The organism is Streptomyces sp. CBMA152 (genome assembly GCF_014596475.1).
GTDB lineage: Bacteria > Actinomycetota > Actinomycetes > Streptomycetales > Streptomycetaceae > Streptomyces.
In genome coordinates this window covers 277709-302983 of record NZ_MECJ01000029.1, presented here as the reverse complement: position 1 = coordinate 302983, position 25275 = coordinate 277709, and the positions used below count along the sequence as shown (strand labels likewise).

General features: G+C 67.9%; 29 protein-coding genes and 1 tRNA gene. 19 read left to right on the top strand and 11 right to left on the bottom strand.

Annotated features, from left to right (window positions below):
* Window positions 1-75 precede the first annotated feature (75 nt).
* The gene (locus BG418_RS28415; RefSeq protein WP_188276847.1) at window positions 76-2328 is read left to right on the top strand and encodes a (Fe-S)-binding protein; all 2253 of its coding nucleotides are present in this window, start codon (window positions 76-78) and stop codon (window positions 2326-2328) included.
* A 116-nt stretch (window positions 2329-2444) separates the two neighbouring features.
* Here BG418_RS28415 and BG418_RS28410 read toward each other — a convergent pair whose 3' ends face one another.
* Window positions 2445-3356, bottom strand: a complete 912-nt coding sequence (locus BG418_RS28410; protein ID WP_188276846.1) for a hypothetical protein — start codon at window positions 3354-3356, stop codon at window positions 2445-2447.
* 239 nt (window positions 3357-3595) lie between these two features.
* Between BG418_RS28410 and BG418_RS28405 the strand changes: the two genes are divergently transcribed.
* Window positions 3596-4675 (top strand): VCBS repeat-containing protein, encoded by a 1080-nt coding sequence (locus BG418_RS28405; protein ID WP_188277254.1) that lies wholly within the window; start codon window positions 3596-3598, stop codon window positions 4673-4675.
* Between the two features lie 120 nt (window positions 4676-4795).
* Entirely contained in the window at window positions 4796-5749 is a 954-nt protein-coding gene (locus BG418_RS28400) for a YIP1 family protein (RefSeq protein ID WP_188276845.1), read from the top strand.
* A 67-nt stretch (window positions 5750-5816) separates the two neighbouring features.
* Here BG418_RS28400 and BG418_RS28395 read toward each other — a convergent pair whose 3' ends face one another.
* The 3 genes from BG418_RS28395 to BG418_RS28385 form a co-directional block, all read right to left on the bottom strand.
* Window positions 5817-6314 (bottom strand): phosphoribosyltransferase, encoded by a 498-nt coding sequence (locus BG418_RS28395; RefSeq protein ID WP_188276844.1) that lies wholly within the window; start codon window positions 6312-6314, stop codon window positions 5817-5819.
* Between the two features lie 73 nt (window positions 6315-6387).
* Window positions 6388-6963: a dCTP deaminase gene (gene dcd, locus BG418_RS28390; protein ID WP_188276843.1), complete on the bottom strand. Its 576-nt coding sequence runs from the start codon at window positions 6961-6963 to the stop codon at window positions 6388-6390.
* 70 nt (window positions 6964-7033) lie between these two features.
* On the bottom strand, window positions 7034-7219 hold the full coding sequence (locus BG418_RS28385; protein WP_188277310.1) for a hypothetical protein: 186 nt from the start codon (window positions 7217-7219) through the stop codon (window positions 7034-7036).
* Window positions 7220-7488: 269 nt separating this feature from the next.
* Here BG418_RS28385 and BG418_RS28380 point away from each other — a divergent pair.
* Window positions 7489-7562 (top strand) — tRNA-Gly (locus BG418_RS28380).
* Between the two features lie 249 nt (window positions 7563-7811).
* On the opposite strand, the gene BG418_RS28375 is transcribed toward BG418_RS28380, so the two are convergent.
* The 5 genes from BG418_RS28375 to BG418_RS28355 form a co-directional block, all read right to left on the bottom strand.
* On the bottom strand, window positions 7812-8972 hold the full coding sequence (locus BG418_RS28375) for an ImmA/IrrE family metallo-endopeptidase (RefSeq protein WP_188276842.1): 1161 nt from the start codon (window positions 8970-8972) through the stop codon (window positions 7812-7814).
* A 33-nt stretch (window positions 8973-9005) separates the two neighbouring features.
* Entirely contained in the window at window positions 9006-9653 is a 648-nt protein-coding gene (locus BG418_RS28370) for a hypothetical protein (RefSeq protein ID WP_188276841.1), read from the bottom strand.
* A 209-nt stretch (window positions 9654-9862) separates the two neighbouring features.
* Window positions 9863-11020: a tyrosine-type recombinase/integrase gene (locus tag BG418_RS28365; RefSeq protein ID WP_188276840.1), complete on the bottom strand. Its 1158-nt coding sequence runs from the start codon at window positions 11018-11020 to the stop codon at window positions 9863-9865.
* Window positions 11020-11232 (bottom strand): excisionase family DNA-binding protein, encoded by a 213-nt coding sequence (locus BG418_RS28360; RefSeq protein WP_188276839.1) that lies wholly within the window; start codon window positions 11230-11232, stop codon window positions 11020-11022. The genes BG418_RS28365 and BG418_RS28360 overlap by 1 nt, the downstream gene beginning before the upstream one ends.
* Before the next feature lie 212 nt (window positions 11233-11444).
* Window positions 11445-11696: a helix-turn-helix domain-containing protein gene (locus BG418_RS28355; RefSeq protein WP_188276838.1), complete on the bottom strand. Its 252-nt coding sequence runs from the start codon at window positions 11694-11696 to the stop codon at window positions 11445-11447.
* A gap of 656 nt (window positions 11697-12352) precedes the next feature.
* Here BG418_RS28355 and BG418_RS28350 point away from each other — a divergent pair.
* The 15 genes from BG418_RS28350 to BG418_RS28280 all read left to right on the top strand — a co-directional run bounded on the left by BG418_RS28350 (window position 12353) and on the right by BG418_RS28280 (window position 23857).
* On the top strand, window positions 12353-13285 hold the full coding sequence (locus tag BG418_RS28350; RefSeq protein WP_188276837.1) for a hypothetical protein: 933 nt from the start codon (window positions 12353-12355) through the stop codon (window positions 13283-13285).
* A complete protein-coding gene (locus BG418_RS28345; RefSeq protein WP_188276836.1) occupies window positions 13282-13974 on the top strand; it encodes an ATP-binding protein in 693 nt (230 codons plus the stop codon). The genes BG418_RS28350 and BG418_RS28345 overlap by 4 nt, the downstream gene beginning before the upstream one ends.
* A 105-nt stretch (window positions 13975-14079) precedes the next feature.
* The gene (locus BG418_RS28340) at window positions 14080-15375 is read left to right on the top strand and encodes a hypothetical protein (protein WP_188276835.1); all 1296 of its coding nucleotides are present in this window, start codon (window positions 14080-14082) and stop codon (window positions 15373-15375) included.
* 315 nt (window positions 15376-15690) lie between these two features.
* Window positions 15691-16221: a plasmid mobilization relaxosome protein MobC gene (gene mobC, locus BG418_RS28335; protein ID WP_188276834.1), complete on the top strand. Its 531-nt coding sequence runs from the start codon at window positions 15691-15693 to the stop codon at window positions 16219-16221.
* Window positions 16218-17900 (top strand): relaxase/mobilization nuclease domain-containing protein, encoded by a 1683-nt coding sequence (locus tag BG418_RS28330; RefSeq protein WP_188276833.1) that lies wholly within the window; start codon window positions 16218-16220, stop codon window positions 17898-17900. The genes mobC and BG418_RS28330 overlap by 4 nt, the downstream gene beginning before the upstream one ends.
* Window positions 17901-18066: 166 nt before the next feature.
* Window positions 18067-18294, top strand: a complete 228-nt coding sequence (locus BG418_RS28325) for a hypothetical protein (protein WP_188276832.1) — start codon at window positions 18067-18069, stop codon at window positions 18292-18294.
* Window positions 18272-18784 (top strand): DUF6879 family protein, encoded by a 513-nt coding sequence (locus tag BG418_RS28320; protein WP_188276831.1) that lies wholly within the window; start codon window positions 18272-18274, stop codon window positions 18782-18784. The genes BG418_RS28325 and BG418_RS28320 overlap by 23 nt, the downstream gene beginning before the upstream one ends.
* A 27-nt stretch (window positions 18785-18811) precedes the next feature.
* Window positions 18812-19654 carry a helix-turn-helix transcriptional regulator gene (locus BG418_RS28315; RefSeq protein ID WP_188276830.1) on the top strand — a complete coding sequence of 281 codons (843 nt, stop codon included), beginning with the start codon at window positions 18812-18814 and terminating at the stop codon, window positions 19652-19654.
* 215 nt (window positions 19655-19869) lie between these two features.
* Window positions 19870-20139: a hypothetical protein gene (locus BG418_RS28310; RefSeq protein WP_223185523.1), complete on the top strand. Its 270-nt coding sequence runs from the start codon at window positions 19870-19872 to the stop codon at window positions 20137-20139.
* Window positions 20136-20675, top strand: a complete 540-nt coding sequence (locus BG418_RS28305) for an NUDIX hydrolase (protein ID WP_188276828.1) — start codon at window positions 20136-20138, stop codon at window positions 20673-20675. Before BG418_RS28310 ends, BG418_RS28305 begins: the two co-directional genes overlap by 4 nt.
* An 82-nt stretch (window positions 20676-20757) precedes the next feature.
* Window positions 20758-21003 (top strand): hypothetical protein, encoded by a 246-nt coding sequence (locus BG418_RS28300; RefSeq protein WP_188276827.1) that lies wholly within the window; start codon window positions 20758-20760, stop codon window positions 21001-21003.
* Between the two features lie 63 nt (window positions 21004-21066).
* Window positions 21067-21867, top strand: a complete 801-nt coding sequence (gene dapF, locus BG418_RS28295) for a diaminopimelate epimerase (RefSeq protein ID WP_188276826.1) — start codon at window positions 21067-21069, stop codon at window positions 21865-21867.
* Complete coding sequence (locus tag BG418_RS28290; RefSeq protein WP_188276825.1) at window positions 21864-22955, top strand: ATP-grasp domain-containing protein; 1092 nt, start codon at window positions 21864-21866, stop codon at window positions 22953-22955. Before dapF ends, BG418_RS28290 begins: the two co-directional genes overlap by 4 nt.
* Window positions 22956-22991: 36 nt before the next feature.
* A complete protein-coding gene (locus BG418_RS28285; RefSeq protein ID WP_188277253.1) occupies window positions 22992-23519 on the top strand; it encodes a C39 family peptidase in 528 nt (175 codons plus the stop codon).
* Window positions 23516-23857 (top strand): glutamate ligase domain-containing protein, encoded by a 342-nt coding sequence (locus BG418_RS28280; RefSeq protein WP_188276824.1) that lies wholly within the window; start codon window positions 23516-23518, stop codon window positions 23855-23857. The genes BG418_RS28285 and BG418_RS28280 overlap by 4 nt, the downstream gene beginning before the upstream one ends.
* Before the next feature lie 346 nt (window positions 23858-24203).
* Here the strand turns inward: BG418_RS28280 and BG418_RS40130 are convergent, their stop codons facing one another.
* On the bottom strand, window positions 24204-24659 hold the full coding sequence (locus BG418_RS40130) for a hypothetical protein (RefSeq protein ID WP_317453787.1): 456 nt from the start codon (window positions 24657-24659) through the stop codon (window positions 24204-24206).
* A 95-nt stretch (window positions 24660-24754) separates the two neighbouring features.
* On the bottom strand, window positions 24755-25252 hold the full coding sequence (locus BG418_RS41245) for a DUF317 domain-containing protein (protein ID WP_223185605.1): 498 nt from the start codon (window positions 25250-25252) through the stop codon (window positions 24755-24757).
* Window positions 25253-25275 lie beyond the last annotated feature (23 nt).

Sequence of the window (25275 nt, the reverse complement as noted above, 5' to 3'; positions counted from 1 at the left end):
ATAAGTGGGTACGCTCAGCAACGAACTCAATAAGTTACTGCTTAGTAATCCCTCGCAGGCCCGAGGAGCCCCGAAATGCAACTCGCCGCGATCATTGTGTCGCTGGTCCTAATCGCGGTCGGCGTCGCGCTGTTCGGCCGTGCCATCCTGCAGATCTACCAGTTCGTACGGCTCGGCCAGCCGGTCCCGGCCGGCACCCGAACCGATGAACCCGTGCAGCGAACGGTCACGGTGGCCAAGGAGTTCCTCGGCCACACCCGGATGAACCGCTGGGGCGTCGTCGGTGTGGCGCACTGGTTCGTGGCGGTCGGCTTCTTCTCGCTGCTGCTGACCATCGTCAACGCCATCGGGCAGCTCTTCCAGGCGGACTGGCTGCTCCCGATCATCGGCGACTGGGCACCGTACAACGTCTTCGTCGAGTTCCTCGGCACGATGACCGCGCTCGGCATCCTGACGCTGATCGTCATCCGGCAGCTGAGCCGCCCGGGCAGGCCGGGGCGCAAGTCCCGCTTCGCGGGCTCCAACATCGGCCAGGCGTACTTCGTCGAGGCCGTCATCCTCATCGTCGGCATCTGCATCTTCACGCTGCACGCGCTCGAAGGCGCCCAGCACCACGTGGACAGCTACGAGGCCTCGTTCTTCATCTCGTACCCGTTCGTCGCCTGGTTCCGGGACATGGACGTCTCCACGCTCCAGAACCTCACGTACTTCTTCGCGGGCCTGAAGATCGCGACCTCCTTCATCTGGATGATCACGGTCGCGCTCAAGACCGACATGGGTGTGGCCTGGCACCGCTTCCTCGCGTTCCCGAACATCTGGTTCAAGCGCAACGCGGACGGCTCCACCACGCTCGGCGAGCTCCAGCCGATGAGCTCCGGCGGCAAGGCGATCGACTTCGAGGAGCCCGGCGACGACGACGTGTACGGCGTCTCGCAGATCGAGCACTTCTCCTGGAAGGGCATCCTCGACTTCTCCACCTGCACCGAGTGCGGCCGCTGCCAGTCGCAGTGCCCCGCCTGGAACACCGGCAAGCCGCTCTCGCCGAAGCTCCTGATCATGTCCCTGCGCGACCACGCGCACGCCAAGGCCCCGTATCTGCTCGCGGGCGGCGGCAAGGACATGGAGGGCAACGAGAAGGCGACGCCCGAGCAGCTGAAGGACGTTCCGGCGGCCGCGCTGGCCGAGGCCGAGCGCCCGCTGATCGGCACCGCCGAGGAGAACGGCGTCATCGACCCGGACGTCCTGTGGTCCTGCACCACGTGTGGCGCCTGTGTCGAGCAGTGCCCGGTCGACATCGAGCACATCGACCACATCGTCGACATGCGCCGCTACCAGGTGATGATCGAGTCCGCGTTCCCGTCCGAGGCGGGCACGATGCTCAAGAACCTGGAGAAGAAGGGCAACCCCTGGGGTCTCGCCAAGAAGCAGCGCGTCGAGTGGACCAAGGAGGTCGACTTCGAGGTCCCGATCGTCGGCAAGGACGTCGAGGACCTGTCCGAGGTCGACTACCTCTACTGGGTCGGCTGTGCCGGTGCCCTTGAGGACCGCGCCAAGAAGACCACCAAGGCCTTCGCGGAGCTGCTGCACATGGCGGGCGTCAAGTTCGCGATCATGGGCGGCGACGAGAAGTGCACCGGCGACTCGCCGCGCCGCCTCGGCAACGAGCCGCTGTTCCAGCAGCTCGGCCAGGAGAACGTCGCGATGCTGAACATGGCGTTCGGCGAGGACGACGAGGATCCCGAGACGAAGAAGCCGAAGTCGTCGAAGAAGATCGTCGCGACCTGCCCGCACTGCTTCAACACGATCGCGAACGAGTACCCGCAGCTCGGCGGCGAGTACGAGGTCATCCACCACACCCAGCTGCTCCAGCACCTCGTGGACGAGGGCAAGCTGATCCCGGTGACCCCGGTGGAAGGCCTGATCACCTACCACGACCCGTGCTACCTCGGCCGTCACAACAAGGTCTACACGCCCCCGCGCGAGATCATCGCGAAGGTGCCGGGCCTGCGGAACGAGGAGATGCACCGCCACAAGGAGCGCGGCTTCTGCTGCGGCGCGGGCGGCGCGCGGATGTGGATGGAGGAGCGGATCGGCAAGCGCATCAACAACGAGCGCGTCGACGAGGCCCTGTCCCTCAACCCCGACATCGTCTCCACGGCCTGCCCGTTCTGCCTCGTCATGCTGACCGACTCGGTCAACGGCAAGAAGAACGACGGCCAGGCCAAGGAGTCCATCCAGGTCGTGGACGTGGCCCAGCTGCTGCTTGAGTCGGTGAAGACCCCGGAGGCGTCTCAGGAAGAGGAGCCGGCGGAGCCGGCATCCCTCTAGGGGCGCGGGGAACTGCGCGACCAGCCCAAGACGGTCCGCAGCCGAAGAACAGCAAAACCAACAGCGGCCGGTCCTGCCCCCGAGGCAGAACCGGCCGCTGTTTGCGTACGCGGGCGTCAGCGCTGCTGACCACGCCGGTGGTACAGCGCAAAACCAAGCCCCGCCGCACCCGCGGCAGCCATGCCCCCACCCGCCGCAATGAGCGGCACCTGGTTGCCCCCGGAACCAGAGACGTCGGCCCCGGCCTTGACCCCACCCTTCGGCACCACACCGGTGGTCGACTTCTTGGCGTCCTTCTGGACCGTGTACTTCTCGATCAGCTTGCCGTCGAAGTCGTACACCCAGCTGTTCCCACCACTCTTGCCGTCGATGACGACGAACTTGTAGGAGCCCTTACCGGCATTGACGATCTTGTACGTCCAACCGTCGTTCAGGGTCGAGGGGTTCTTCAGATCGATCGAGCCGAGGAAATTGCCGTTCGGCATGGAGATCTCGACGCGCGGACCGTCCGTGGTCTTGATCAGCTTGGCGATACGCCCGTCGGGCATCGTGACCTTCGCGGTGGAGACGACCTTGCGATCGGACTTCTTCTCCCGCTGGCGCTCGTCCCGCTTGTCGTCCTTCTTCTCGTCCTTCTTGCCCCCGTCGACCCAAGAAGAGACAGTGCCGCCGGGCGTCAGCACGACATGCAGCCCGTTGTTCTCACCGGTGGCCGAAGAGCCGTTCGCGACAAGGGTGTCGAGCTTGGTCCCGTTGGCCCATATCTCGGCCTCGTAGTGGTTCTGACCTAGCTTGTAGACCTTGGCGACAGAGCCGTCGGCGAGCTTGACGGACTTCACGAAGGAACGGCTTTCCTTCTTCGCGTCGTCCTTCTTGGACTCGTCCTGCTTCCGGTCCTGGTCCTGGTCGGCCGGGCCCGGCGTCGGCGTCGAGTCGGCGGCGAAAGCGGCTCCCGCCGGAAGGGCGAACGCGGCAATGGCTCCAGTGGCGATGGCGGCGGTGCGAAGGGTGCGTCGGGTGGCGCGCATATCCGTAACTCTTCCTCTGACTCGATGGCTATGTCGTGTCTGTGGCCCTTTGCGGCGGTGACAACAGGAAAGTTACGGATGCGATGTCTGGGTAATGCGTAGGCAATGTAACGGCTGACTGGTACTTGGCCTGCGACAAGGTAAATAGCCACTATTTCCACCAGATTCATACTCCCTGCACCGATACGACTACCCAGCGCTTAACCCTTGGCCCAAGATGCGGCATTCTGAGGCGCGTGATGAGGCCGGTGCGTACGCGTAGAGCTGTGGCAGGAGTGGCTGCGGTGGTGGCCGCGACCCTGTGGGGCGCGGTGGGCTGCGGCCCGGACGCGTCCGCCGCCCACCCCACGGCCACCACGGCGGCGGCGAACGCACCCCGCCCCGTACCGCCCGGGCACGGCAGCAAGATCCCGTACGACTTCAACGGCGACGGCCACCGCGACCTCGTCCTCAACGACCTGGTCAAGGCCGACAGCCACGGCGACGACGCGGGCATCGCGGTCGTCTACGGCAGCGCCGGACGGGGCCTCGACCCCGGCGCCCGCCAGATCCTCACCACGCGCCGCAACGCCGCCCCGGTCGGCGGCAAGCCACCCGCCACGTTCGACGCGGAAGCATCGTGCGACCTGGACGGGGACGGGTTCGCGGACCTGATCGTCACCACCGACCCGCCGTACAACGGCATCGGCCGCCCGCCCGTACCCCTCCAGATCCTCTTCGGCGGCCCCGGCGGCCTCACCGGCCGCGCGGTCGTGCTCCAGATCCCCGAGCAGGCGCGATACGGGAACGACTGGCCCGACCACCCCGTCTGCGGCGACTTCGACGGCGACGGCGCCACCGATCTCGCGGTCACCGCGACCGGCGGCCGCGTCAGCTTCCTGCGCGGCCCCTTCAGCCGCACCGGCGCCCCGCGCGCGGCGGGCGCCTCGCTCCCGGGCGGCGGGCCCGTGCTGGCCGCGCCGGAGCCGAAGGCGGATGTGAACGGGGACGGGTACGACGACCTGGTCGTCCGCGCCTCGGACGCGCCGGGCGCGGCGTCCCGCCTGCTCCTCGGCGGCCCGAAGGGCCCGACCCGTCCCGGCGGCCGCTACACCGCACCCCGAGTCACCGCCCCGCCCGTAACACCTCTCCCCGGCAGCGGCCCGGCCCCCGTGACCGACGTACTCCAACTCGCGGACTTCACCGGCGACAAGGTCCCGGACGTGGTCGTCCGTACACACCGGGGCGAGGCGAAGGATCTGGTGACGCTGTACGCGGGAACGAGGGACGGTTGGAGCAGGAGTCCACTCGTGGGATTCACGACGGCGGGATGGGGCTGACGGGCGACTCCGGGAGACCCCTAGCAGAAGCCCCTAGGGGATGTCACAGGTCAGCCGCAAACCGTGCCTCTTCCGGCCGCCCCGGCTTGGCGGTCCGTCAGACCAGGTACGTTCGAATGCGTGGCTGGATTCAGGATGGGACGCGGCCGGGACAACCGGAACGCGCGACAACAACCGCGGCAGGGGCAGGGCCAGGCGCAGCAGTGGCCGGGCCCCCAGCAGCAGCGCGCGCAGCAGTACGGGTACGGGCAGCAGCAGCCGCAGTACCCGCGGCAGGGTGAGCCGGAGTACTTCGGCGACCCGTACGGCCAGGGCCAGGGCGGCCAGGGACAGCCGTACGGCCAGGGCGGATACGGGCAGCAGGGCGGCTACGGCCAGGGCGGCGGATACGGGCAGCAGGGCCAAAGAGATGCCTACGCCCAGGACCCGTACGCGGACAACCCCGGTCACACCCAGGCCTTCAGCATCGGCGAGGACCCGTACGGCTCCGGGACGGCCTATCGCGCCGGCGCGGTCGCCGCGCCCCCGCCGGGCCCGCGGCTGCACTGGAAGGACCTGCTCAGGGGCATCGTGATGCGCCCGGGCCCGACGTTCTGGCAGATGCGCGACTACCCGGTGTGGATACCGGCGCTCCTCGTCACGTTCCTCTACGGGCTGCTCGCGATCTTCGGCTTCGACAAGGCCCGCGCGGACGTCATCAACACGACGCTCTCCAAGGCCGTCCCGGTGGTGCTCGTCACCGGCGTGGTCTTCGTCGTCGGCGGCATGATCCTCGGCGCGGTCACCCACACGCTGGCCCGCCAGCTCGGCGGCGACGGCGCCTGGCAGCCGACGGTCGGCCTCTCCATGCTGATCATGTCCCTCACGGACGCACCCCGGCTGCTCCTCGCCCTGTTCCTGGGCGGCGACAACGGCCTGGTCCAGGTGGTCGGCTGGCTGACCTGGCTGGCGGCGGGCGCGCTGTTCACCTCGATGGTGAGCAAGTCGCACGACCTGCCGTGGCCGAGGGCGCTGGGCGCGAGCGCGATCCAGCTGGTGGCGCTGCTGAGCCTGATCAAGCTGGGCACGATCTAGTACGTACGGATACGCGGAAGGGGCCCGGGGTTCACAGAACCCCGGGCCCCTTTACGTATCCACTGTCCTACGCGTCGAGGACCTGACCCTCACGGCGTACGACGGGGGGCTCGACGCTCCACGGGAAGTTGATCCAGTCGTCGGTGCGCTTCCAGACGTACTCGCACTTCACCAGGGAGTGCGACTTCTCGTAGATGACGGCGGAGCGGACCTCGGCGACGTGCTCGACGCAGAAGTCGTGCACGAGCTTGAGCGTCTTGCCGGTGTCGGCGACGTCGTCCGTGATCAGGACCTTCTTGCCGGAGAAGTCGATCGCGTTCGGGACCGGCGCGAGCATGACCGGCATCTCCAGGGTGGTGCCGACGCCGGTGTAGAACTCCACGTTCACCAGGTGGATGTTCTTGCAGTCCAGGGCGTAGGCGAGGCCGCCGGCGACGAAGACGCCGCCGCGCGCGATGGAGACCACGATGTCGGGCTCGTAGCCGTCGTCCGCGATGGTCTGCGCGAGGTCGCGGATGGCGCCCCCGAACTTCTCGTAGGTCAGGTTCTCGCGTACGTCGCTCATGTCACTCATACCGTTCTTGCCGTCTTGCCGCAGCTCAGACCAGGGTCCGGGGAATCAGACCGGGGTCCGGAGCTCAGACCTGGGTCCGATGGAAATTGAGGTACGACCGCGAGGCGGTCGGTCCGCGCTGGCCCTGGTACCGGGAGCCGTACCGCTCCGAGCCGTACGGCGACTCGGAGGGCGAGGTCAGCCGGAACAGACACAGCTGCCCGATCTTCATGCCCGGCCACAGCTTGATCGGGAGGGTGGCGAGGTTGGAGAGCTCCAGCGTCACGTGCCCGGAGAAGCCGGGGTCGATGAAGCCGGCCGTGGAGTGCGTGACCAGCCCGAGCCGCCCGAGCGAGCTCTTGCCCTCAAGGCGGGAGGCGAGGTCGTCCGGGAGCGAGATGACCTCGTAGGTGGACGCGAGCACGAACTCCCCCGGGTGGAGGATGAACGGCTCGTCGCCCTCCGGCTCGACGAGCCGGGTGAGGTCGGGCTGCTCGACGGCGGGGTCGATGTGCGGGTACCGGTGATTCTCGAACACCCGGAAGTAGCGGTCGAGCCGCACATCAATGCTCGATGGCTGGACCATGGATTCGTCGTACGGGTCGATGCGGACGCGACCCGAGTCGATCTCTGCCCGGATGTCCTTGTCTGAGAGAAGCACGTCCCGAGGATACGCAGGGTGCGCGGGGCTGCCGTAATCGGACAGACCCGCGCGCCTCACTGCGTACCGTCTACCGCTGCTCGTCCGTCACGGGGACGGCGTGCCGCAGCCGCGCGCACCGAGGGCACCGGATCAGCCGCCCGGGCCCGATCCGCGCGTCCCCGAGCTGCTGCATCGGGAACGATTCGGTGGTGAAGACATGCCCCTCGGCACAGCGGACGACGGTGCGTTCCAGCGAGTCCATCAAGTGGCTCAAGTCCCTTCCCCAACAACCAGCATGGACGAAGAAACCACCACATTAAGGGATGAACGGGACGGCCTTCCAGGCGGCACTCCGACGACCCTCCGACCACCCGGGACACCCCTCAAGGTACGCCCCAACTCCGCACCCCGGCAGTCGGATCGCGCCACGCCGGACGCCTCCGGAACGCCCCCGGAACGCGAGAAGCCCCCGGGCTGATACGCCGGGGGCCTGGCATGGGGTAAGGTGAGCAACGATGCGATTCCCATTCGGGAGCCGTTCGCGCGAGTGTAGTTTAATGGTAGAACATGAGCTTCCCAAGCTTAGAGCGCGGGTTCGATTCCCGTCACTCGCTCCACAACTAAGGCCCTGGTCAGAGACCGGGGCCTTGTTCGTTGTCTAGACCATTTCGGGGGCGCCGTGCCCTCCCCGTGCCCTAAGTGGCATCAAAGGGCTGGCCGGAGGGGTGCCGACGGGCCCTGTTGGCCGAACCGGCGCCCGACCGTCTCGAATCGCGAGACGCATTTTGCGTGACCTGTGCCACTCGCCACCGCAGAGCTGCAAACTTTCGTTAGCAAAGCGGGAGTTGGTTGGACCGGCGGCAGGCTCAGCGAACCACGGACAACCGCGGATGCCGAGTCGGCGTCGTAGCCCGGCCTCGGCTGCGCCCGTCGCCGTCCTGCGCGGTGACGACGAGTCCGAAGACGAGGTCGTTGAGGTCCGCCGGACGCAGTTGAAGGTCTCGGGCAACATCCGCCGGGCGAGTCCCCTCGGAGCGCAGGGCAGTGAAGACCTTCCCCAGCACCTGGGAGGTCTCTCGGGGGAGGTTGCTCTGCGGCTCGGCCTTGCGGTAGCCGAGTCGTCCGAGCTCGACACAGTGGGTTCGGTACTGCCATTCCGTGGTGAGGCCCAGTTCGTGCAACCGGTGCGCGAGTGCCATTGCAGCGACCTTCCACCGCCGCTTGGCTTGGAGGATCCAGGTGGTGCTCGGGTTGCGTGGCGTGTGAGCGAGCACGTCCGCGGACGGCATCAGAAAGGCGGCCGCGAATCGATGGGCTTCCGCCTCGGCCTGAGGTCCGTGGGGCACCTGCTCCTCTCCGTGCAGGACCAGGTGGCCCAGCTCATGGGCCGCATCGAACCGTCCCCGCTCCGCGGTCTTCTGGGTGTTCAGCAGTACAAAGGGGATGCCGCGATCCCAGAAGGAGAAGGCGTCGACCTCCGGGCAGTCCCGGGAGAGCGAGAAGACACGGACACCGTGGGCCTCCAGCAGATGAACCACGTTGGAGACCGGGGCGACACCCAAACCCCATCGGGCGCGGACCAGTTCGGCGGCACGCTCGGCCGAGCAATCCGTCCCCCCCGCCTCGCCGGCCTGCGGAACTTGGTCACCCTCGCCCCGACGACTGAAGGAGGTCAGGGACGGAAGGTCCGGGGCCGGCAGGCGGAAGTGAGCCCCGACCCAGTCCTGGAGGATCCGGACCAGACGGCCACCGCTGAGGGCGATGTCCCTCTGCGAGGCAGTCATCTTGCTCAGCGCCCGGAAACTGACCGACTCCACGGGGAGTTCTGCCACCTCCTCCGCACTGAAGAACGGCTCGGGGAACTCCAACGCCTCCGCGATGGCCGAGAGGGAAGGCGGACTGGGGTGTGCCCTCCCGTTCTCGAAGTCCGACAGCCTGCGCGCGGTGAGGCCGACCAGCTGGGCGAGGCGGGTGACGGTAAGTCCTCGACGCTTACGCGCCAGGACAAGCCGGGATGCGGTGGTCATTGAAGTGCCAAGCAGTAGTAGGAGGGAGGCGGGTCAGCCCAGGCGTTCGATCGGGATGTCGATGCCGTCCTCGCCATCGTCGTCGTTCGGGAACGGGGCGTACCCCTCGAAGTCGAGCCGGGGCAGAATGATCCGCTCCTGCCAGCTGGTGATCTTGCCACGGTTGCCGTGGTTGTTCGGCAGTGACAGCTCGGAGTACAACCGCGTCCCGGTGTCTGTGTTGACGTGCTGGTACAGGAGGAACCAGGTCGGAATGCCGTTACCGGTTTCCTGGGGCTCAGACTCGGCTTCGTAGCCAGGCAACATCAACTGCCGGTTGGTCTCCACGCGCCGGATCACGGCGGATCCCTTGGTGTACCGGGTCGACGGCGTGAGGGCAGCGAAGCCGGTTTCCCTGCTCCCGCTGGAAGCCGTGAGGGCGAAGTCGTCACCTGGTGCCACTAGGAGCGACACGTTGCTGGGACTCGTGCTGCCCCATCCCTTGGGCACGTAGATCTCGCGCAGGAAGCGGATGGTGCGCCCCCAGAAGATGTTGCCGGGGAGGGAAACGGGGTCGAAGGGGGTGCAGAAGTTTCTCTCGGCTTCAGCTCGCCGGAGTGCGGTCTCGATCTCTTCCGTGGAGAGCCCGAGTTGGCTCAGCCGATCGCCGGGGCGAGATCCCTCTACGTGCACGACTGTCATCCCCAGCCCCTCACCACACAGAGTTAATTTCCGGAAATCCTCCCTCATTCGAGGTGGAAAATCAAGAAGTGCACCAGGTCAGAGGGGATGGCCGTACGGTTCCCTCGCGCACCACGGATGCCACGTGGACCCTTCGGCAGTGCCCCGACCTGCGGCGATTGCGACCGCGAGGGGAGTGGCCGTGTCGGCCACTCCCCTCGCGGACACCGCTACGCCTCGCGAACTCCTGGCGCCTCGACAACCTCGGCCACCTTCGCCCGCTGGGTGCGGACCAGCCCGTCGATGCCGTTGGCGACCTCCATCTGCCGGTCCAGCGGGGAGTGCTGGTAGCCCATGGCCGCCTTCTCCGAGGATTGGCCGGCGCGGACCATCGTGTCCTTCAGCGTGGCGCCGGACCGCGTGGAGAGGGTGTGGCCGGTGTGCCGGAGGTCGTAGAAGCGGAAGCCGTCCGGCAGCCCGACCAGGGCACGGGCCTTGCGCCACTTGCGGCCGAACGTCGTGCGGCGGAAGGGGGCACCCTTCTCTCCGACGAACAGCAGTCCGCTCTCGCCGGGCTCGGCGAACCACCGCAGGTGCCGGTCGACCTCCTTGTGGAGGAAGCCCGGCAGGACGATCGTCCGCTTGCCCGCCGCCGACTTGGTGTCGCCGGGCGCTCGTTGACCGTTCGTGCGCTCGGGTTCCGCCTTGGTGACGTACACGACGAGCGGGTCCAGGCTGACGTCCGGGCGGCGCAGGGCGGCCTGCTCCTCCGGGCGCATCGGGCCATACGCGGCGAGGTAGACCATGAGGCGCCAGCGCGGGCCCATCGCTTCGGCGACCGCGTCGACCTGGGCGACGGTGGCGACCGGCCGCTCCTCCGGCGACTCCTTGCCCGCCCCCTTGATCCGGCAAGGGTTGCGGCGGACTAGCTCGTCGTCGGTGGCCGTCTCCAGGATTGCCTTCAGCAGGCGGTACGCCTTGGCGACCTGGGTCGGGCCGGTCGCAGCTAGGCGTTCGGCTCGCCAGGTGCGGACGTCGGCGGGATCGATCTCGTCGAGGCGCCATTCCCCGAAGGTGGGCAGGATGTGGAGGCGCAGCAGGAGGCGGTAGAGGTCTTCGGTGGTGACCGCGAGGCCGCGCTCCTTGACCCAGGTGAGGGCAAACTCCTCGAAGGGGATGGCCCCGGCGTCCGGGTCGCGCCAGACCTTCCGCTCCATGTCGGCCTGGGTGACGTTGAGCCAGGTCTGGGCGTCCGTCTTGGTCTCGAACGTCTCGGGCGCACCTCGTCGTTCACCGTCCGGGGCCCAGTAGCGGGCCTGCCACCTCCCGGACGGGAGCCTGCGCACACTGCCGAAGTCGCGCCGCCGTTGCGGCCTGCGCGGCGCCATCAGGCCGCCATCCCATAGCGGGAGCGCCGGGTACGGACCGGTTCGACCGTCCGCTCCTCGACGTACGCGGCCAGGACGCTGTCGGCGATGCGGACATGCTTGCCGACCTTGACGTACCGGATGCGGCGTTCGGAGACGAGGCGCCGGATGAAACGCTCGCCGACGCCGAGGCGGTCGGCTGCCTCGAGGACGGAGAGGAGGCGGTCAGCCATGCAGGATCACCTCCTTCGCGATGGTGAGGAGGTGGGGGTGGTGCGGGAGGGCGGGGGGCATTGCGGTTCGGCGCAAGGAGGTTCCTCGTCTGGCACGGCGGTGCGATTCCGCGGGTGTGCCGTTGGTGATGGTCGTTCAGACGCGGGCGGGATGAAGGTGGCTGCGGCTTGCGGGCGTTGGCGCACCCGGGCGCGGGCCGGCAGCTAGGTCGCTACGGAGCCTCGTGGATGAGGTCGAGCGGACAGACGTCCAGGGCGGCAGCGATGGCGACGAGGTCGTCGACGTCGCAGCGTCGCCGACGGCGTTCGATGCGGGACAGCATCGTGACGGTCATCGGGCGACCGAACACGGTCACGCGGGCGGCCAACTGGCGCTGGGCGAGACCGCGGGCAGTGCGGGCGCGCTCGATGGCTCGGGCGGTCCGCTCTCCGGCGGGACCCACGGGGGTGGGGCGTCTAGGCATAGGTCAATTTGTAGCTTGGAAAACGCTTTTTTGGAAATACCGTTTTCGCTGCTATGTTGCGCCGCTTTGTTGTCAGGACCCCTGCGTCACCCCAGCGTGCAGAGCGAAACATAGACGACGATCCCCGGTTAGCGAAATAACGACCCGTCAGGTCACCTCGGCCGAGGAAGATGGCCGTCAGCCCGAAGCACCTTCCCTGCTCAGGGCACCTGCCCCACCATCGAGAAGACTCGACACGACTGGATGGCGAAGTGCCACGAGTTGTCCGTTTCGCCCCCGCCTTTTCTCGGAACTATTTCGTCAACCGGCGATCGAGGGCTAACGTTTTAATTCCCGGCGCAGGACGCGTTCGCCGACAGCTGTTTGCTTTCCCGGCGCAATGCTGGACTTGTTCCGGGTGGGTGTGGCTTTATTGGCCATGCCCTCGGAGCCCCCGGGCCCCGAGGCAAGAAAAAAACCCCGGCGCGCCAACGCCGGGGCCAACGAGTCCCCTACCGAATCACCCGCGTCTGAACGACTGAGCGGTGGCGATCGCACGCCACCGTGGGAGGAACCTCTATGCCCCACAGTAGGGCCTTCACGGCACTACTCGCACCCCCATCCACCAGCACCACCGCCGCATCCCCGGCCTTCTCCACGAAGGCGGGGCGATAGGCATGGCACGGATCCGCACCATCAAGCCCGAGGCGTTCACCTCCGAGTCGCTCGCCTCGGTCAGCGTGACTGCCGAGCGGACCTTCTTCGGTCTGCTCACCCAGGCCGACGACCACGGGCGCTTCCGCGACCAGGGCGCCGTCATCGCCGGCGCCCTGTGGTCCCTGCGCCCCGAGCACGGCCCGCTGGAGGTCGAGGACGATCTCAACCAACTCCACACCGCCGGTCTGATCTGCCGGTACGAGGGCGAGGACGGCAAGCGGTACCTGCACATCGTCACCTGGGCCAAGCACCAGAAGATCAACCGGCCCAGCGGCAGCCGCTGCCCGGCCTGCCCACGCCACGAGGGCGGACAGCCCACGCAGCCTGCCGGGAGCCGTCACGGAGAACTCACGACGGCTTCCGTGAGCCCTCACGGAGCCCTCGCCGAGGACGCGCGCACTCTGCCGGAGCTCACCGTGAGGAACGCAGAATCCGCAGGTCAGGACGATTTCCGTGAGACATCACGGACGACTCAGGGAGGACTCACGGAGGACTCAGTGAGCCCTCACCGTCCGGATCTAGGACCTAGGATCCTGGATCTAGGATCACCTCCGGTGGGGAGCGCAAGCGCCCCCGCCCCCGACACAGTCTCGGACTCGGTCTCGGCCAAGGACCTGGTCGGCGAGTACGTCGCCTCCTGCGAACACCGCCCGCCCAGTGACGTACTCGGCCGACTCGGCAGGGAAGTCGGCAAGCTGCTCGGCGAGGGCATCGCCCCCGACCACATCCGCGCCGGGATGGACCGCATGCGCGCCAAGGGCCTGCACGTCAGTCTGCTGCCGAGTCTGGTCAACGAGGCCATGAACACCCCACGCGTCACCGCCGGTACCGCTACCCGCAGGCCGTGGACGAACCCCGCCGACGTCGAGGCCGCGTACGGGGGCGACCTGTGACCACCGCTCTCCGCACCCCGGAGCGCGTCGGCACGCTGGCGGACCGGTGCGCCGCCATCCTCGCCAACCGGGGCGTCGACCCGACCGACCCTCCCCCGGAACCCGCCTCGGGGGCAGTGGCCGCGCTGGAGCTGGCCGATGCCCGCATCCCGCCCCGCTACCGCCACGCCCTCGCCGACCACCCGCAGGTCACCACCTGGGCCGAGGAGGTCGCCCTCGCCGGGCGGCCCGGTCCGAGCGGGACCCGGGGCATCGCGATCGGCCCGTCGCTGCTGATCGCCGGCCCCACCGGCACCGGCAAGACCTACCAGGCATACGGTGCCATCCGCTCACTGCTCGGCGCCGGGGTCCGGCTGCGCTGGGAGGCCGTCACCACCCCCGACCTGTACGCCCGCCTGCGCCCCCGCCCCGGCCACGACCCCGAACGGGACCTGGTGACACTCGCCCGCTGCCCGCTGCTGATCCTGGACGACCTCGGCGCGGCCAAGCAGTCGGAGTGGACCGAGGAGCTGACGTACCGGCTGATCAACCGCCGCTACAACGACATGCTCCCCACCCTCATCACCACCAACCTGCCGACCGACGCCCTGCGCGACGCAGTCGGCGACCGCGTCGCCTCCCGCCTCGCCGAGATGACCACCCGCGTCATCCTCACCGGCCGAGACCGCAGACGACACCCCGCCGCGTAATAACAGGCCCTGCGGCGCCACCCCCACCTGCACCTTCATCACCCTCACCCGCACGCGCCGCTGTACTGCCCACACGGCGCGGCGGGCCCCACTGGAGACCCCTGCATGACGCAACTCGCCATGCCCGCACTCGGGCACTGGAACACCCCCTACCTCACCGCCGCCGCCCTCGTCCTCGCATGCGCAGGACTACTCGACAGCCTGCGGATACGGCGACGCACCCGCCGAAACACTGATGACCAGCAGCCCGGAACACCTGCGGTCAAGGTCGCCGCCCTAGCAGCGATCGGCTGCACCGCCTACAGCGCCGACACCAGCTGGCGGTTCGCCGCCGACTACCTGAACATGAGCGGGACCACCGAGCGCACCGCGATGTTCGCCGCCGCCGAACTCGCCCTGTTCGCCACGGCCCTGCTCGCCCGGCAGAACCTCAACGGCCCCAAGCAGACGCCTGGTCTGCCCGGCGCCATGACCTGGGTGATCACCACCGTCCAAGTGATCCCCGCCTACGCCGAGTCCGGCCCGGTGGGCGGCACGGTACGAGCCTTCGTAGGCCCGGTCATGGCCGCACTGCTCTGGCACCAGGCCATGGGCATCGAACTACGCCTCCGCAAGCCCGACGCCGCCTCCAACAGCTTCCTGGCAAGGGTCGGCTGGGAGATGCGCGAGCGCCTGCTCTCCTGCCTTGGCATCGCCGAACGCGACCGGGACGCCGCACAGATCACCCGCGACCGCGCCACCCACAAGGCAGTCGACCGGGCCGCATACCTCGCCGAGTCCACCCCGAACTGGCACAACGGCTGGCGCCGCCACTACGTAGCACGACACCTGTCCAAGGCCATCGCCCGAGCCTCGGTGGGCACCGACTCCCACCAGCGGCAAGTCCTGCTCCACCAGCTCGCGGCCCGCCGCCACGCGACAGCACTGGCAACCATCGAACTGCCCTCGCCCTGGACCGACTCCACCTCCGCCGGGGACCTCGCGTCACCCATCGCACCGACGCTCCCACCTAGCCAATCGGGTGTCAGAGGCTCTGCAGAACGCAAGGAAGCCAAGAAACACCCTGACCCTGACCATCAGCCCGGCGCCCTGCCGCCACCATCCGTGCAGCCCCCACTCCCCCTGCACGAAACGACCTCCACCCCTACGAGCACGGAGCCATCGACCGAGGAAGCCGGTCCCATGACGCAACGCTTCGGCCGCCCTCCCGGCGCCGAGATGGCCGAACTGCTCGCCATCGGCCGCAAGGCCATCAAACTGCACGGAAAGAACACCCGCGCCGTCCTGCGCAACGCCATCCGCGACGAGGCCGGACTCACCATCGCGGAGGACCGGCTCACCGAACTCAAGGCACTTCTGGCCGCCGAGCAAGGCGCCGAGACCGGCGCCCGCACGGACTGACCGCATATCCGGTCAGTCGCGCACCGCCCGAACCAAGACCTGCCGACTAGCAACTCCAGCTAGTCCACAGCTCTTCCACCCGCACGACCACACCGGTCACGGCCCGGCCCGCTGCGCCTCCGCTTGGCTCACCCTCAGCCAGATCTGCTGCCGATACGTCTCCCCCACAAGGACCTACACCCCATGCACGACTCACACCCCGATAACCTCGACCACTACCAGGACACGGTCCAAACCACCCCTGCCCCAGGCGGAGCAAGGTATCCCGCTGGACCGTCCAAGGACGGCCCCAGCGGGGTTCCCTCCGCCCCGGGGGTGGCGGAGGCACTCGGGCACCAGGGGGTGCCCGAGGGGGAACAGCCCGCCGCCGACGATCCCGCCGCTGCCGTGCCGCTGCCACGCGCCGCCGAAGCAGCCGCCCTGCAGCGCGTAGCCCGCCGCCGCAAGCCCGACCCCAACGGCCAGCGCAAAAAGCGGGTCGATGCCCGCTACAGCGTCGGGGAGAAGGCCGCCATCCTCGCCAAGGCCAGGTCGCTGAACGTCAGCGGCGCCCACTACGTCGCCGTCGTCACCCTGGCCCACGTCCACGGCGACCTCACCGTGCCCGGCCAGCGCACCCAGTTGGACGACTACATCGACGAACTCAACGCCCTGCGCCAGCAGGTGGCCGCCATCGGCCACAACGTCAACCAGATCGCCAAGAAGCTCAACTCCGGCGGCCATCCACACCCTGGGGACACCGCTGTCCTGACCCAGACCGACCGGACCCTGGATGCGGTCGGTGAGGCTGTGCGCCACATCGCGGCAGCCGCGAACCAGTCCGTCAGCCACAAGGCGGCCCGATGATCGCGAAGATTACCGGCGGCCAGAACACCGCCGACTTGATCCGCTACCTGTACGACACGAAGAAGAAGGGCCACACCGACCCGCACCTGGTCGCCTCCTGGGATGGCTTCGCCCCTGACCCCGGCCGCGTCGATGACTTCGACGCCGCCAAGAGGGCTCTCGTCGCTGACCTCGACCTGCACGTCAAGCAGGCCGAGCGGCTCGGCCGTGCCCCCGAAAAGCACGTGTGGCACTGCTCGATCCGGGCCTCCGAGAGCGACCGCATCCTCAGCGACGAGGAGTGGGCCGACATCGCCCGCCGCGTCGTCGCCGCCACCGGCATCGCTCCGGAAGGTGACCCGGACGGCTGCCGCTGGGTCGCCGTACGCCACGCACCCGACCACATCCACATCGCCGCCACCAAGGTCCGCGCCGATCTGCGCACAGCGCGCCACTGGAACGACTACCTCACCGCCGACCGCGAACTCTCCGCCATCGAGAAGGAATACGGCCTCCACCAGGTCGTACGCGGGGACCGCACCGCCGCCAAACGGCCCACCCGCGCCGAGCAGGAGAAGGCCAAGCGCGCCGGTCAGGCCCGCGCCGCCCGCGAACGACTGCGCACCACGGTGCGTACCGCCGTGGCCGCCGCAACCAGCACCGAGGAGTTCATCAGCCTGCTGCAGCACACCGACGGCATCCTGGTCGACGTCAAGCACTTCCCCTCCGGGGACGTGCGCGGCTACACGGTCGCCCTCCCGGGCGACACCAACGGCAAGCAGGAGCCCATCTGGTACTCCGGCTCCAAGCTCTCCCCGGACCTGTCCCTTCCCGAGATCCGAAAGCGCCTCGACGCCACCGAACAGCAGCCAGGCCCGCGCAGGACCAACCCTTGGCACCAGGCCACCGCCGCCACCGAGCGCATCCCCCACCACCTCGGCTATGGCGACGACGCAGCCGCCCAGGCCCACCTCGCAGCCTTCGGTGAAGCGCTCGACGCCCTGCCCCTCCTCGCACCCCCGCTTGTACGCCCCCAACTCCTTCAGGCCGCCGAGGCATTCGAGCGAGCCACCCGCTCCCGTATCCAGGCGGAGCATCAGCACGCCCGCGCCCTGCGCGGCGCCGTGCGCGCCATGGTCCGCGAGCCCGCTCCCAAGGACGGTGCCTTGCTGGCGATGTTCCTGGACGCTGCGATCCTCGTCGTCATCGCCGCCGCCCGATGGCACCAGCTCCGCCGCCACGACCAGCAGGTGGCCGCCGCTCACCAGACCCTGCTCCACCTCCAAGGCGCCTACGAGCAGACAGCAGCCGCACCGCTGGCCGTACGCGCCCAGCGCCGACCTCCCCAGCAGGTGGTGGAGCGGCACATCCTCCTCATCCGGCAGACAGTGCCCGATCACGCGGAACAGGTTCTGGAGGACCCGGCCTTCGACGCACTCACTGCCCTGCTCGCGGACGCCGAGAAGACAGGCCACGATCCGAAGCAGATCCTCCAGCAGGCCGTCGACCAGCGTGCCTTGGCCGACGCCCGCCGCCCCGCACAAGTCCTGATCTGGCGCATGGAACTCCTCAGCTCAAGGCCGGCGCCCAGCACCCGCGCACGTGCGGCACAGGCCCGTAGCACCACACAGCGCCCCGCTGTCTCCGCGCCCGCTTCGACACTGACTCCGCCGCAGCCGCCGCCCGCATGGCGGCGCTGATCAGGACCGCACTCGTGCCAATCCGGCCGCCAGAGAGCGGATCCACGCCAGCCTGCTCCCCATCAGCACCACCCAGCTGGCAAGTTCTGGCAAGTTTCTCGTCCTGGGCCGGAGCTAGGGGCAAGATCTGGCACATCGATCGTTGCCTTCAGCGGAGGTGGACATCATGGCCCTGATCAAACTGGGTAAGGACCCCGACAGCCCCAGTGGGGGTTCCCCCACGATCTACCTGGACGATGTGACGAACAAGTATCTCGTCCAGGGTGTCACCGTCCTCGACAAGGAGCGCCTCGACCAGATGGACCTCCCCAGTCATGAGTCGGTGGTGGAGATCCCCCGAACCATGGTGCAGTTCTTCTTGGAGGTGACGGGTGAAGAAGGTCCCGACGTTTGAGGATCTGTTTCGCGACTGCCGTAGGACAGCCGTCCATCTGGAGATGCGCGATGCCTACATGAAGTCGGACCCGGCCTTCATCGACTGGAAGGCCGGCAAGACCCTCGACCCAGCCGAGCGCTGGGCGGACTGGCACGCGATCGTCACGGAAGCGGCCTCCCGAGGCGTCGAGGTCCGCAGGGCACGCATAGTGTCGACGCCCGTCAGCGAGTACATCCGCTTTGAGCACGCCGTCACGGACGGGCTGAACATCGCCGCGGGGGAAGACGTCCGCTGGCTTTCGCGCCGCCGAGCAACGGACATCACGCTCCCCGGCAATGACTTCTGGCTGTTCGACTCCAGCCTCGTCCTCCTGAATCATTTTGACGGCGAGGGCGAGAACATGGAGATGGAACTCACGGAAGCCCCAGAGGTGGCGAAGCTCTGCGAGGCCGCCTTCGCGGCCGTGTGGCAACGGGCAACGCCACACGCAGAGTTCGAGTTGTCCTGACGGTTCGAACAACGCTGTCGCGACGACATGACCTCTCCCTCTTCGAGCGTTCAGGAAGCCCGCAAGGCGCTCGGGAAACGTCTGGCTGAGATCCGGGGTACGGCCGGAATCAGCAAGCGGGAACTGGCCAGACGCTGTGGCTGGCACGAGTCGAAGGCTTCGCGCTTCGAGAGCGGCACCCGTGCGCCCTCGGAGCGCGACCTTCGCGCTTGGTGCTCCGCCTGCGGGGCGGAAGGCAGAGCCGAAGATCTCATCTCGACGGCTCGTGGAATCGAGGGCATGTACGTCGAGTGGCGAAGGATGGAACGCGACGGGCTCAAGCTGGCCCAGGAGTCGGTCCTCCCCTTGTGGGAACGCACCCAGCGCTTTCGCATCTACTCACCGTGGCTCATCCCTGGCCCGGTGCAGACGGCGTCGTACATCACAGCCCTTCTGATGTCCATCCGCGACCGCCGCGGCCTCAAGGACGATGTGCCGACGGCCGTGAAGGTCCGCGTGGAGAAGCAGAACATCGTCTACGGGAAGCACACGTTCGCCATCCTCTTGGAGGAGAGCGCGCTCCGGTACCGCATTGGCGGAGCGGAAGTCCTGGCAGGGCAGTTGGGATACTTGCTCAGTGTCATGGCGCTGCCCTCGGTGAGCATCGGAATCATTCCGCAGGACGTCGACCGCACGCTCTGGCCCGTCGAGGGATTCTTCCTGTACGACGACAACACCGTGAACGTCGAGCTGGTCTCCGCGCATCTCACCGTCGTACAGGATCACGAACTTGCCATGTATGCCCAGACGTTCGCCGAGTTGAAGGAACTCGCCGTCTACGGCACGGCAGCAAGGCAAATCATTACGGCTGCCATCGAATCTCTCGGGTGAACGTATGGCAAGTTCCGGCACACTCATGGAGCCCCGCCCATCGCCTTTCCTAGCTTTGCAGCACGGATTGAATCGTGCTCCGGAGAGGCGAAGCGGTGATCACTGTGGCAAGTATGGGCAAGGAATCGAGAGCAACCAACCTCGCTGAAACCGAAGTTCATCCGGTCGACGTTGAGACGATCTCCGAAAGCATAGACCTGGTCCTCTCCATGCAGATGTCCACCTCCACCCGCGAGGACATGGACGGGTCCACGCCGGTGATCCTTGGACACCTCAACCAGCTGCTCGATGAGGACTTGGGAGCGGCCGAGGACGAGGATGTGCGGGAGCTGCTCCACCGAGGGCGCAAGCTTGTCGACTACACGAGCCGCCCGACCGCAGAGACCCCCTCGTTCGGCGCCTTCATCTACCTCCGAGACGCAGTCCACCTCACGCGGCGCCTCCTGTGGATCTACACCCAGCGCAACGGGCTCGGTGCCCCGTGAGCGTTCGAGGCGACCAGATCGTGAAGGAACTCGCGCACTACTTGCACGAGCACCCGGCCGAGGCCATGGCGCTCATGCCCATGTACGACGCAGCATGCGATCACGCGAAGCGTCGGGCCTGTCTTCACCGTGGCCGCTGCCCCCTCGTGATGGCGGGCGCGGTCGTCGTCGACCAGCTCAACAGGGTTCTGTCGCTGCGGCACGGGGGCGGCTACTCCCTCGCCGAGGTGGCGCCCGAGCCCCAGGACGACTCGCTGAGCAGTGCGGCCTTGCGGTTGCTGGCCGAAGAAGTCGGCATCCGTGACGTATGGACCGAGCCCGGTAGCGAGGGCCCCTTCCTGGTCGACGTCACCAGGGCCCCGCGCGAGTACGGCCCTCGCATCAGAGTCGGCTTCCGCTACCTCTATCGCGCTCACTCGGAAGCCGTCTTCCCGGCCATGATCGAGACTGGCGCAGCGGCCTGGGTGCCCATAGCCGAGATCGGCATTCCCGCCGTACGCGAGCGCGTTCAAGACTACTTGATCGGTGCTGCGTGAGTCCGCGCGGAGAGCAACTCGCCTACGTGATCAGCCTCGTGGCCGTGGGCGGCTCACTGCTGCTGGCCATATGGAGAGGCTGATGTACGAGCGACACCGCTCCGCCGAACCGGCTCTCCCACCCGCCCCGCGCGGCACCAGAGCTGTCCTCCGGTCCCCGAGTGGCGTCAAGATCGGCGACTACGTGTGCCGCGACGGCCTGTTCCTACAGGTCGCAGACATGCGGTCGGCCGGCACCGCGACCCAGCGGGTCCTGCTCTTCGACGGGCACGCGCCGTGGCTGATGACGGCGCCGACGATCACGTACCGCCCCATCGAACTCGCCTGATTCCGCTGGCCCTTCTACCCAGCGCGCAAGAGCCGTCACCTCACCCGACCGAGGAGCTTCGCCATGCGCTTTCGCAAGATTCACGGAGCGGGGAACGACTTCGTCTTCCTCTCCGACCCCACGCCGGACATGGACAACGACTGGGCGAAGGCGGCCGAGCACCTCTGCGCCAGACGGACTGGCGTGGGCGCTGACGGCCTCGTCATCAGCAGGCTGGTCAGCACGGCCCCCGCCTTGCTCGAAGTCGTGTGCTTCAACGCGGACGGCTCGACCGCGACCATGTGCGGGAACGCCCTGCGTTGCACCGCATGGGCGGCAAGCCAAGACCACGGCCTCAAAGAGATGCGCCTCCTCATGGCCGGGGTGACGCACGAAGCAGTCGTGGGCGATGACGCCGTGTGGGTCACGGCCGAAGTAGGAGCCATCCACCCGCGGCGCGTGCAGGCAGTCATCAACGGCAAGCCCACTTGGTTCGACAGCGCGTACACCGGCACCGAGCACGTGGTCGCGGTCGTGGACGACGTGGACGCCATCGACACCGTCACGGTGGGCCGCCAGATTCGCAACCATGCCGACCTTGCCCCGCTCGGCACGAACGTCAACTTCGTGCAGGCCGCTGGCAGGCAGGAGCTGAAGCTCCGCACCTACGAACGTGGCGTGGAGGCCGAAACGCTGTCGTGCGGCAGTGGAGCGGTGGCGGCCGTCCTGATTGCCACCATGCGCGGGCTGGTCGCCCGGTGCCCCGTCATCGTCCGCAACCAGGCCGGAGAGCCGCTGACGGTACGCCCCCACCCCGACCGGCCGGCACGTACTCAATGGGTCGGCGGCCCCGTAACTCACACCTTCGAAGGGGTACTCGCATGACGCGCTTCCTCACCGCCAGTTCCAGCAAGGCCGTGCAGCAGGCCACCCGCACGCTCCACGAATGGCAGCCTGCCCGGCAAGGGCTCGGCGTCGCCCTGGTCTACGGACCCGTCAGCCTTGAGGACCGGCTCTACCACTCGAAGTGCCCCGTCGAGCAGCGCTCCGTGACGGCCCTCTCCGGAGCGCTGGAGGAGATCGGTGTCCGGTGGAAGGTCCTGGACCCCTGCGAGCCGACGTTCATCCCTGAGCTGGCCGGATACGACGTGGTCCTCTCGAACCTGCACGGCCCGTTCGGCGAGGACGGGCGCCTGCAAGGACTCCTGGATTACATCCGCATGCCGTACTGCGGAAGCGGTGTCGCGGCGTCGGCTGTGGCAGCGGACAAGGTTCTCTGCAAGCGCGTGATGGAGAACCTGGGTGTCCCCACCCCCGGCTGGTGGGTGTGGTCGGGCGGCCCTGCGGATTGGGCCGGGACGGCCGTGATGGTCAAACCGCCCTTCGGCGGCTCCAGCGTGGGCATGAGCCTGGTCCGGGATCGGGAAGCCCTCCCCCTGGCCTTGGCCGACGCCGCCCGCGATGCGGGTGATCCCGTACTCGTCGAGGACTACGTCCCCGGCGTACCGCTCACCGTAGGACTGCTGGAACTGCCCAGCGGTGAGGTCCTCGTCTTTCCGCCACTGGCCACCGAGGTCACCGAAGCCGACTTCTACGACGCGGACACGAAGCTCGACGCGGACTCCAAGTGCTCGGTGACGGTCAGGGCCCCCGAGCTGAAGCCTGCGCTGTTGGCCGAGATCACTGGCTACGCGACGACCTTGTGGGACGGGATGGGCCTACGCGGTTCAGCGCGGGTGGACTTCATGCTCACCGAAGCCGGCCAGGTGCATACGTTGGAGGTGAACACGACGCCGGGCATGTCGCGTGACAGCAACTTCGCCGTAGGCGGGGCCATGGTCGGGCTCACGCACACAGACATCGTGTTGGCGATGCTTCACGAGGCCCTGACCCGTCCGCCCTACGATGTCCCCCTGCCCACTCCCGCGTTCAGCAGCTCCACATCGACACGGGAGGCTGCCGTCTCACCGTAGGAGCCAGCCGCTGTGCCGCACGTTCACGACGTCCCCATGTGCCGACAGCTCATCGCCCCCGCCGAATGGGATCTCCACGGAGGGTGGGCACTGGGAGACAGGACCGAGTGGTCTAACCGGGCGTGCGGCCTGGCGTCGCTGAGAATGATCCTGCTCGCCTACGGCCATGAAGCACCATCGGTCACTGAGCTGCTGAAACTCGCGCTCAAGCACGAGGTGCTGACCCCACGTGGAGCACTACATGCCAGCATCGCCAACCTGGCAACCGACCTCGGAGTTCCTGCCCGCGCCGAGCCAGTCGCGGCCGAAAGCCTGGTCGCCCGACTCGAAGAGGCCCCGCTGATCATGTCGGTGACCGAGCAGTTCCCCAACGACGGCCGGACCGGTGGCCATCTCGTCATCGCGCGCGGTTACGAGGACGGGGTAGACCCGACCATCTTCATCCGCGACCCCTCCTCGTGGGGACAGACCAACGACCGCGTCCCCCTGAGCAGGGTCACGCCCTCCTACACCGGCCGAGCCATCACGTTCGCCCCTCTCATTCGTAACGGAGCGCCCTCATGACCGAGGCAGAAGGCGGCCGGAGGATCGCCGTGCTCGGGGAAATGCTGGAACTGGGCGACGAAGCCTTGGAGGCTCACAAGGCCGTAGGGCGCATGGCCGCCGAGAACAACGTCGATCTCGTCGTGGCAGTCGGCGGACACCTCGCGAAGCAACTCGCTCTCGCGGCGGGCGCAGCGGGCGTACCAGACGTGGCGATCGTCGCCGACAACGCGACCGCCGCGGCCTTCGTCGGCTCTCTTCTCCGCCCCGGAGACGTCGTGCTCACGAAGGCTTCACGGGGCGGCATGTTGTGGCAGGTCGCCCAAGCCCTCACCGGACAGCCCGTCACCGGACTCTGACGAGTTCCCCTCCTGGGAGCAGCCGTTCGCTGTCATTCGGCTGAGACGGTAGCTGCGCAGCCAGCGGGCTCATCCCGCGCGGTGAGGCTCGCCGAAACCCTTTGCCGGAGGGGCATCAACGAGACCAGGGACGCCCCCGATGTTCCTCCAGGGAACGCGCCGTCCGTTCCCTGGAGGAACGGCCGCCTTGTTCCCTGAAGGAACGAGTCTTGACGGTGATCATCATGAGGTGCCCCCAAGCCAGGTGGCGACTGGTGACCGGCAGGGCACAGGATCCCGAGGCTTCCCGACGTCCGACTGGGCCGACCCTGCGGCCAGCGGCATGTAGGGGTTGGGTTTTCGGGCTTCAGCGGCCGAGGTGGCGTAGTCCGTCCTCAACGGTGGGATGCCACTGGTCGACCGGACCCGAGTGGCGGTTGTACCAAGCCGCGTCCAGTCCGGGTTCCTTCGTCTCGTGACCAGACCCGCAGCGCAGCCACACCGAGTCGTCGCGCATGCAGAAGACGATCCAGTCCCGATACGCGCCACATTGCGGGCATGTACGAACGTCGCCGTCGACAACGAGCGGCTGCATCCAGCGCATCATGAACCCGGCAACGTCCTGGCGGGACGGTGCCCGGAACTCCGGCGGCAGGAAGTCGGGCCCCACCGCCGCCTCCGGGTTCGATCCTGCTGACGCCGGTTCTTCGACCGGGATGGTGTCGAACGGCAGCGGCTCTTGCGCAAGCCTCTGCAGCATCGCGAGCGCCTCACGCTGGGCTTCACGGAACTCACGGTCGGCGCGAGCACGTCGTCGGAACACGCAGAGACTCCTTCTCTGTCATCTGGCGGATACAGGTAGCGGGCCACTCAGGGAAAGCAGCGACGAGCAGCACAAGCCGCTTCAGGTCTCGGCTGTCAGCTGCGACGGACAATGCGGAGCCGCCCCCCGGCGCACTCGGGCAGGGTGCGGCGGGACACCGGGACCGTTGAGGCGAGCGAGGAGGCGAACGCGGCGACCAGGGCGTGGGGGACGCTGGCACTGAAGCTCGCGCACCACTGATACGGAGCACCGAAAACAGGTTCCGCCCATGCCTGCCAGCCCACCAGGCCAGGGCGTGGGTCGGCGTCCTGGACGAGCGACGACAGCACCTCCAGGGAAACGCTGGCAGAGAAGCCGGGGTCCGTGACGGTGGTGTGGGGCCGGTCCACGTCTCGGATCCAGCCCTGGGCGGTGAGCGCCTTGAGGACCTTCTCGGGTCCTTCAAAGCCGGCATCGGGCGCCTCACGGGTGCCGATCGCGGCGAGGAGATCGACGAGGGCCTCGTATGGGACACCGGCGGTGAAGTACGCGTTCCACTCCGCCATCGCAGAGTCGGCACGCGTTCGGGCACTCAGCTGCCAGACAACAGGCAGCCCTGGTCCCGGCTCCGGTCCCT

Coding starts and splice junctions, on each gene's coding strand:
- BG418_RS28415 (WP_188276847.1), top strand. CDS start 76: ATGCAACTCGCCGCGATCATTGTGTCGCTGGTCCTAATCGCGGTCGGC.
- BG418_RS28410 (WP_188276846.1), bottom strand. CDS start 3,356: ATGCGCGCCACCCGACGCACCCTTCGCACCGCCGCCATCGCCACTGGA.
- BG418_RS28405 (WP_188277254.1), top strand. CDS start 3,596: ATGAGGCCGGTGCGTACGCGTAGAGCTGTGGCAGGAGTGGCTGCGGTG.
- BG418_RS28395 (WP_188276844.1), bottom strand. CDS start 6,314: ATGAGCGACGTACGCGAGAACCTGACCTACGAGAAGTTCGGGGGCGCC.
- BG418_RS28375 (WP_188276842.1), bottom strand. CDS start 8,972: ATGACCACCGCATCCCGGCTTGTCCTGGCGCGTAAGCGTCGAGGACTT.
- BG418_RS28370 (WP_188276841.1), bottom strand. CDS start 9,653: ATGACAGTCGTGCACGTAGAGGGATCTCGCCCCGGCGATCGGCTGAGC.
- BG418_RS28365 (WP_188276840.1), bottom strand. CDS start 11,020: ATGGCGCCGCGCAGGCCGCAACGGCGGCGCGACTTCGGCAGTGTGCGC.
- BG418_RS28360 (WP_188276839.1), bottom strand. CDS start 11,232: ATGGCTGACCGCCTCCTCTCCGTCCTCGAGGCAGCCGACCGCCTCGGC.
- BG418_RS28355 (WP_188276838.1), bottom strand. CDS start 11,696: ATGCCTAGACGCCCCACCCCCGTGGGTCCCGCCGGAGAGCGGACCGCC.
- BG418_RS28350 (WP_188276837.1), top strand. CDS start 12,353: ATGGCACGGATCCGCACCATCAAGCCCGAGGCGTTCACCTCCGAGTCG.
- BG418_RS28340 (WP_188276835.1), top strand. CDS start 14,080: ATGACGCAACTCGCCATGCCCGCACTCGGGCACTGGAACACCCCCTAC.
- BG418_RS28330 (WP_188276833.1), top strand. CDS start 16,218: ATGATCGCGAAGATTACCGGCGGCCAGAACACCGCCGACTTGATCCGC.
- BG418_RS28325 (WP_188276832.1), top strand. CDS start 18,067: ATGGCCCTGATCAAACTGGGTAAGGACCCCGACAGCCCCAGTGGGGGT.
- BG418_RS28315 (WP_188276830.1), top strand. CDS start 18,812: ATGACCTCTCCCTCTTCGAGCGTTCAGGAAGCCCGCAAGGCGCTCGGG.
- BG418_RS28310 (WP_223185523.1), top strand. CDS start 19,870: ATGTCCACCTCCACCCGCGAGGACATGGACGGGTCCACGCCGGTGATC.
- BG418_RS28300 (WP_188276827.1), top strand. CDS start 20,758: ATGTACGAGCGACACCGCTCCGCCGAACCGGCTCTCCCACCCGCCCCG.
- dapF (WP_188276826.1), top strand. CDS start 21,067: ATGCGCTTTCGCAAGATTCACGGAGCGGGGAACGACTTCGTCTTCCTC.
- BG418_RS28290 (WP_188276825.1), top strand. CDS start 21,864: ATGACGCGCTTCCTCACCGCCAGTTCCAGCAAGGCCGTGCAGCAGGCC.
- BG418_RS28285 (WP_188277253.1), top strand. CDS start 22,992: ATGTGCCGACAGCTCATCGCCCCCGCCGAATGGGATCTCCACGGAGGG.
- BG418_RS28280 (WP_188276824.1), top strand. CDS start 23,516: ATGACCGAGGCAGAAGGCGGCCGGAGGATCGCCGTGCTCGGGGAAATG.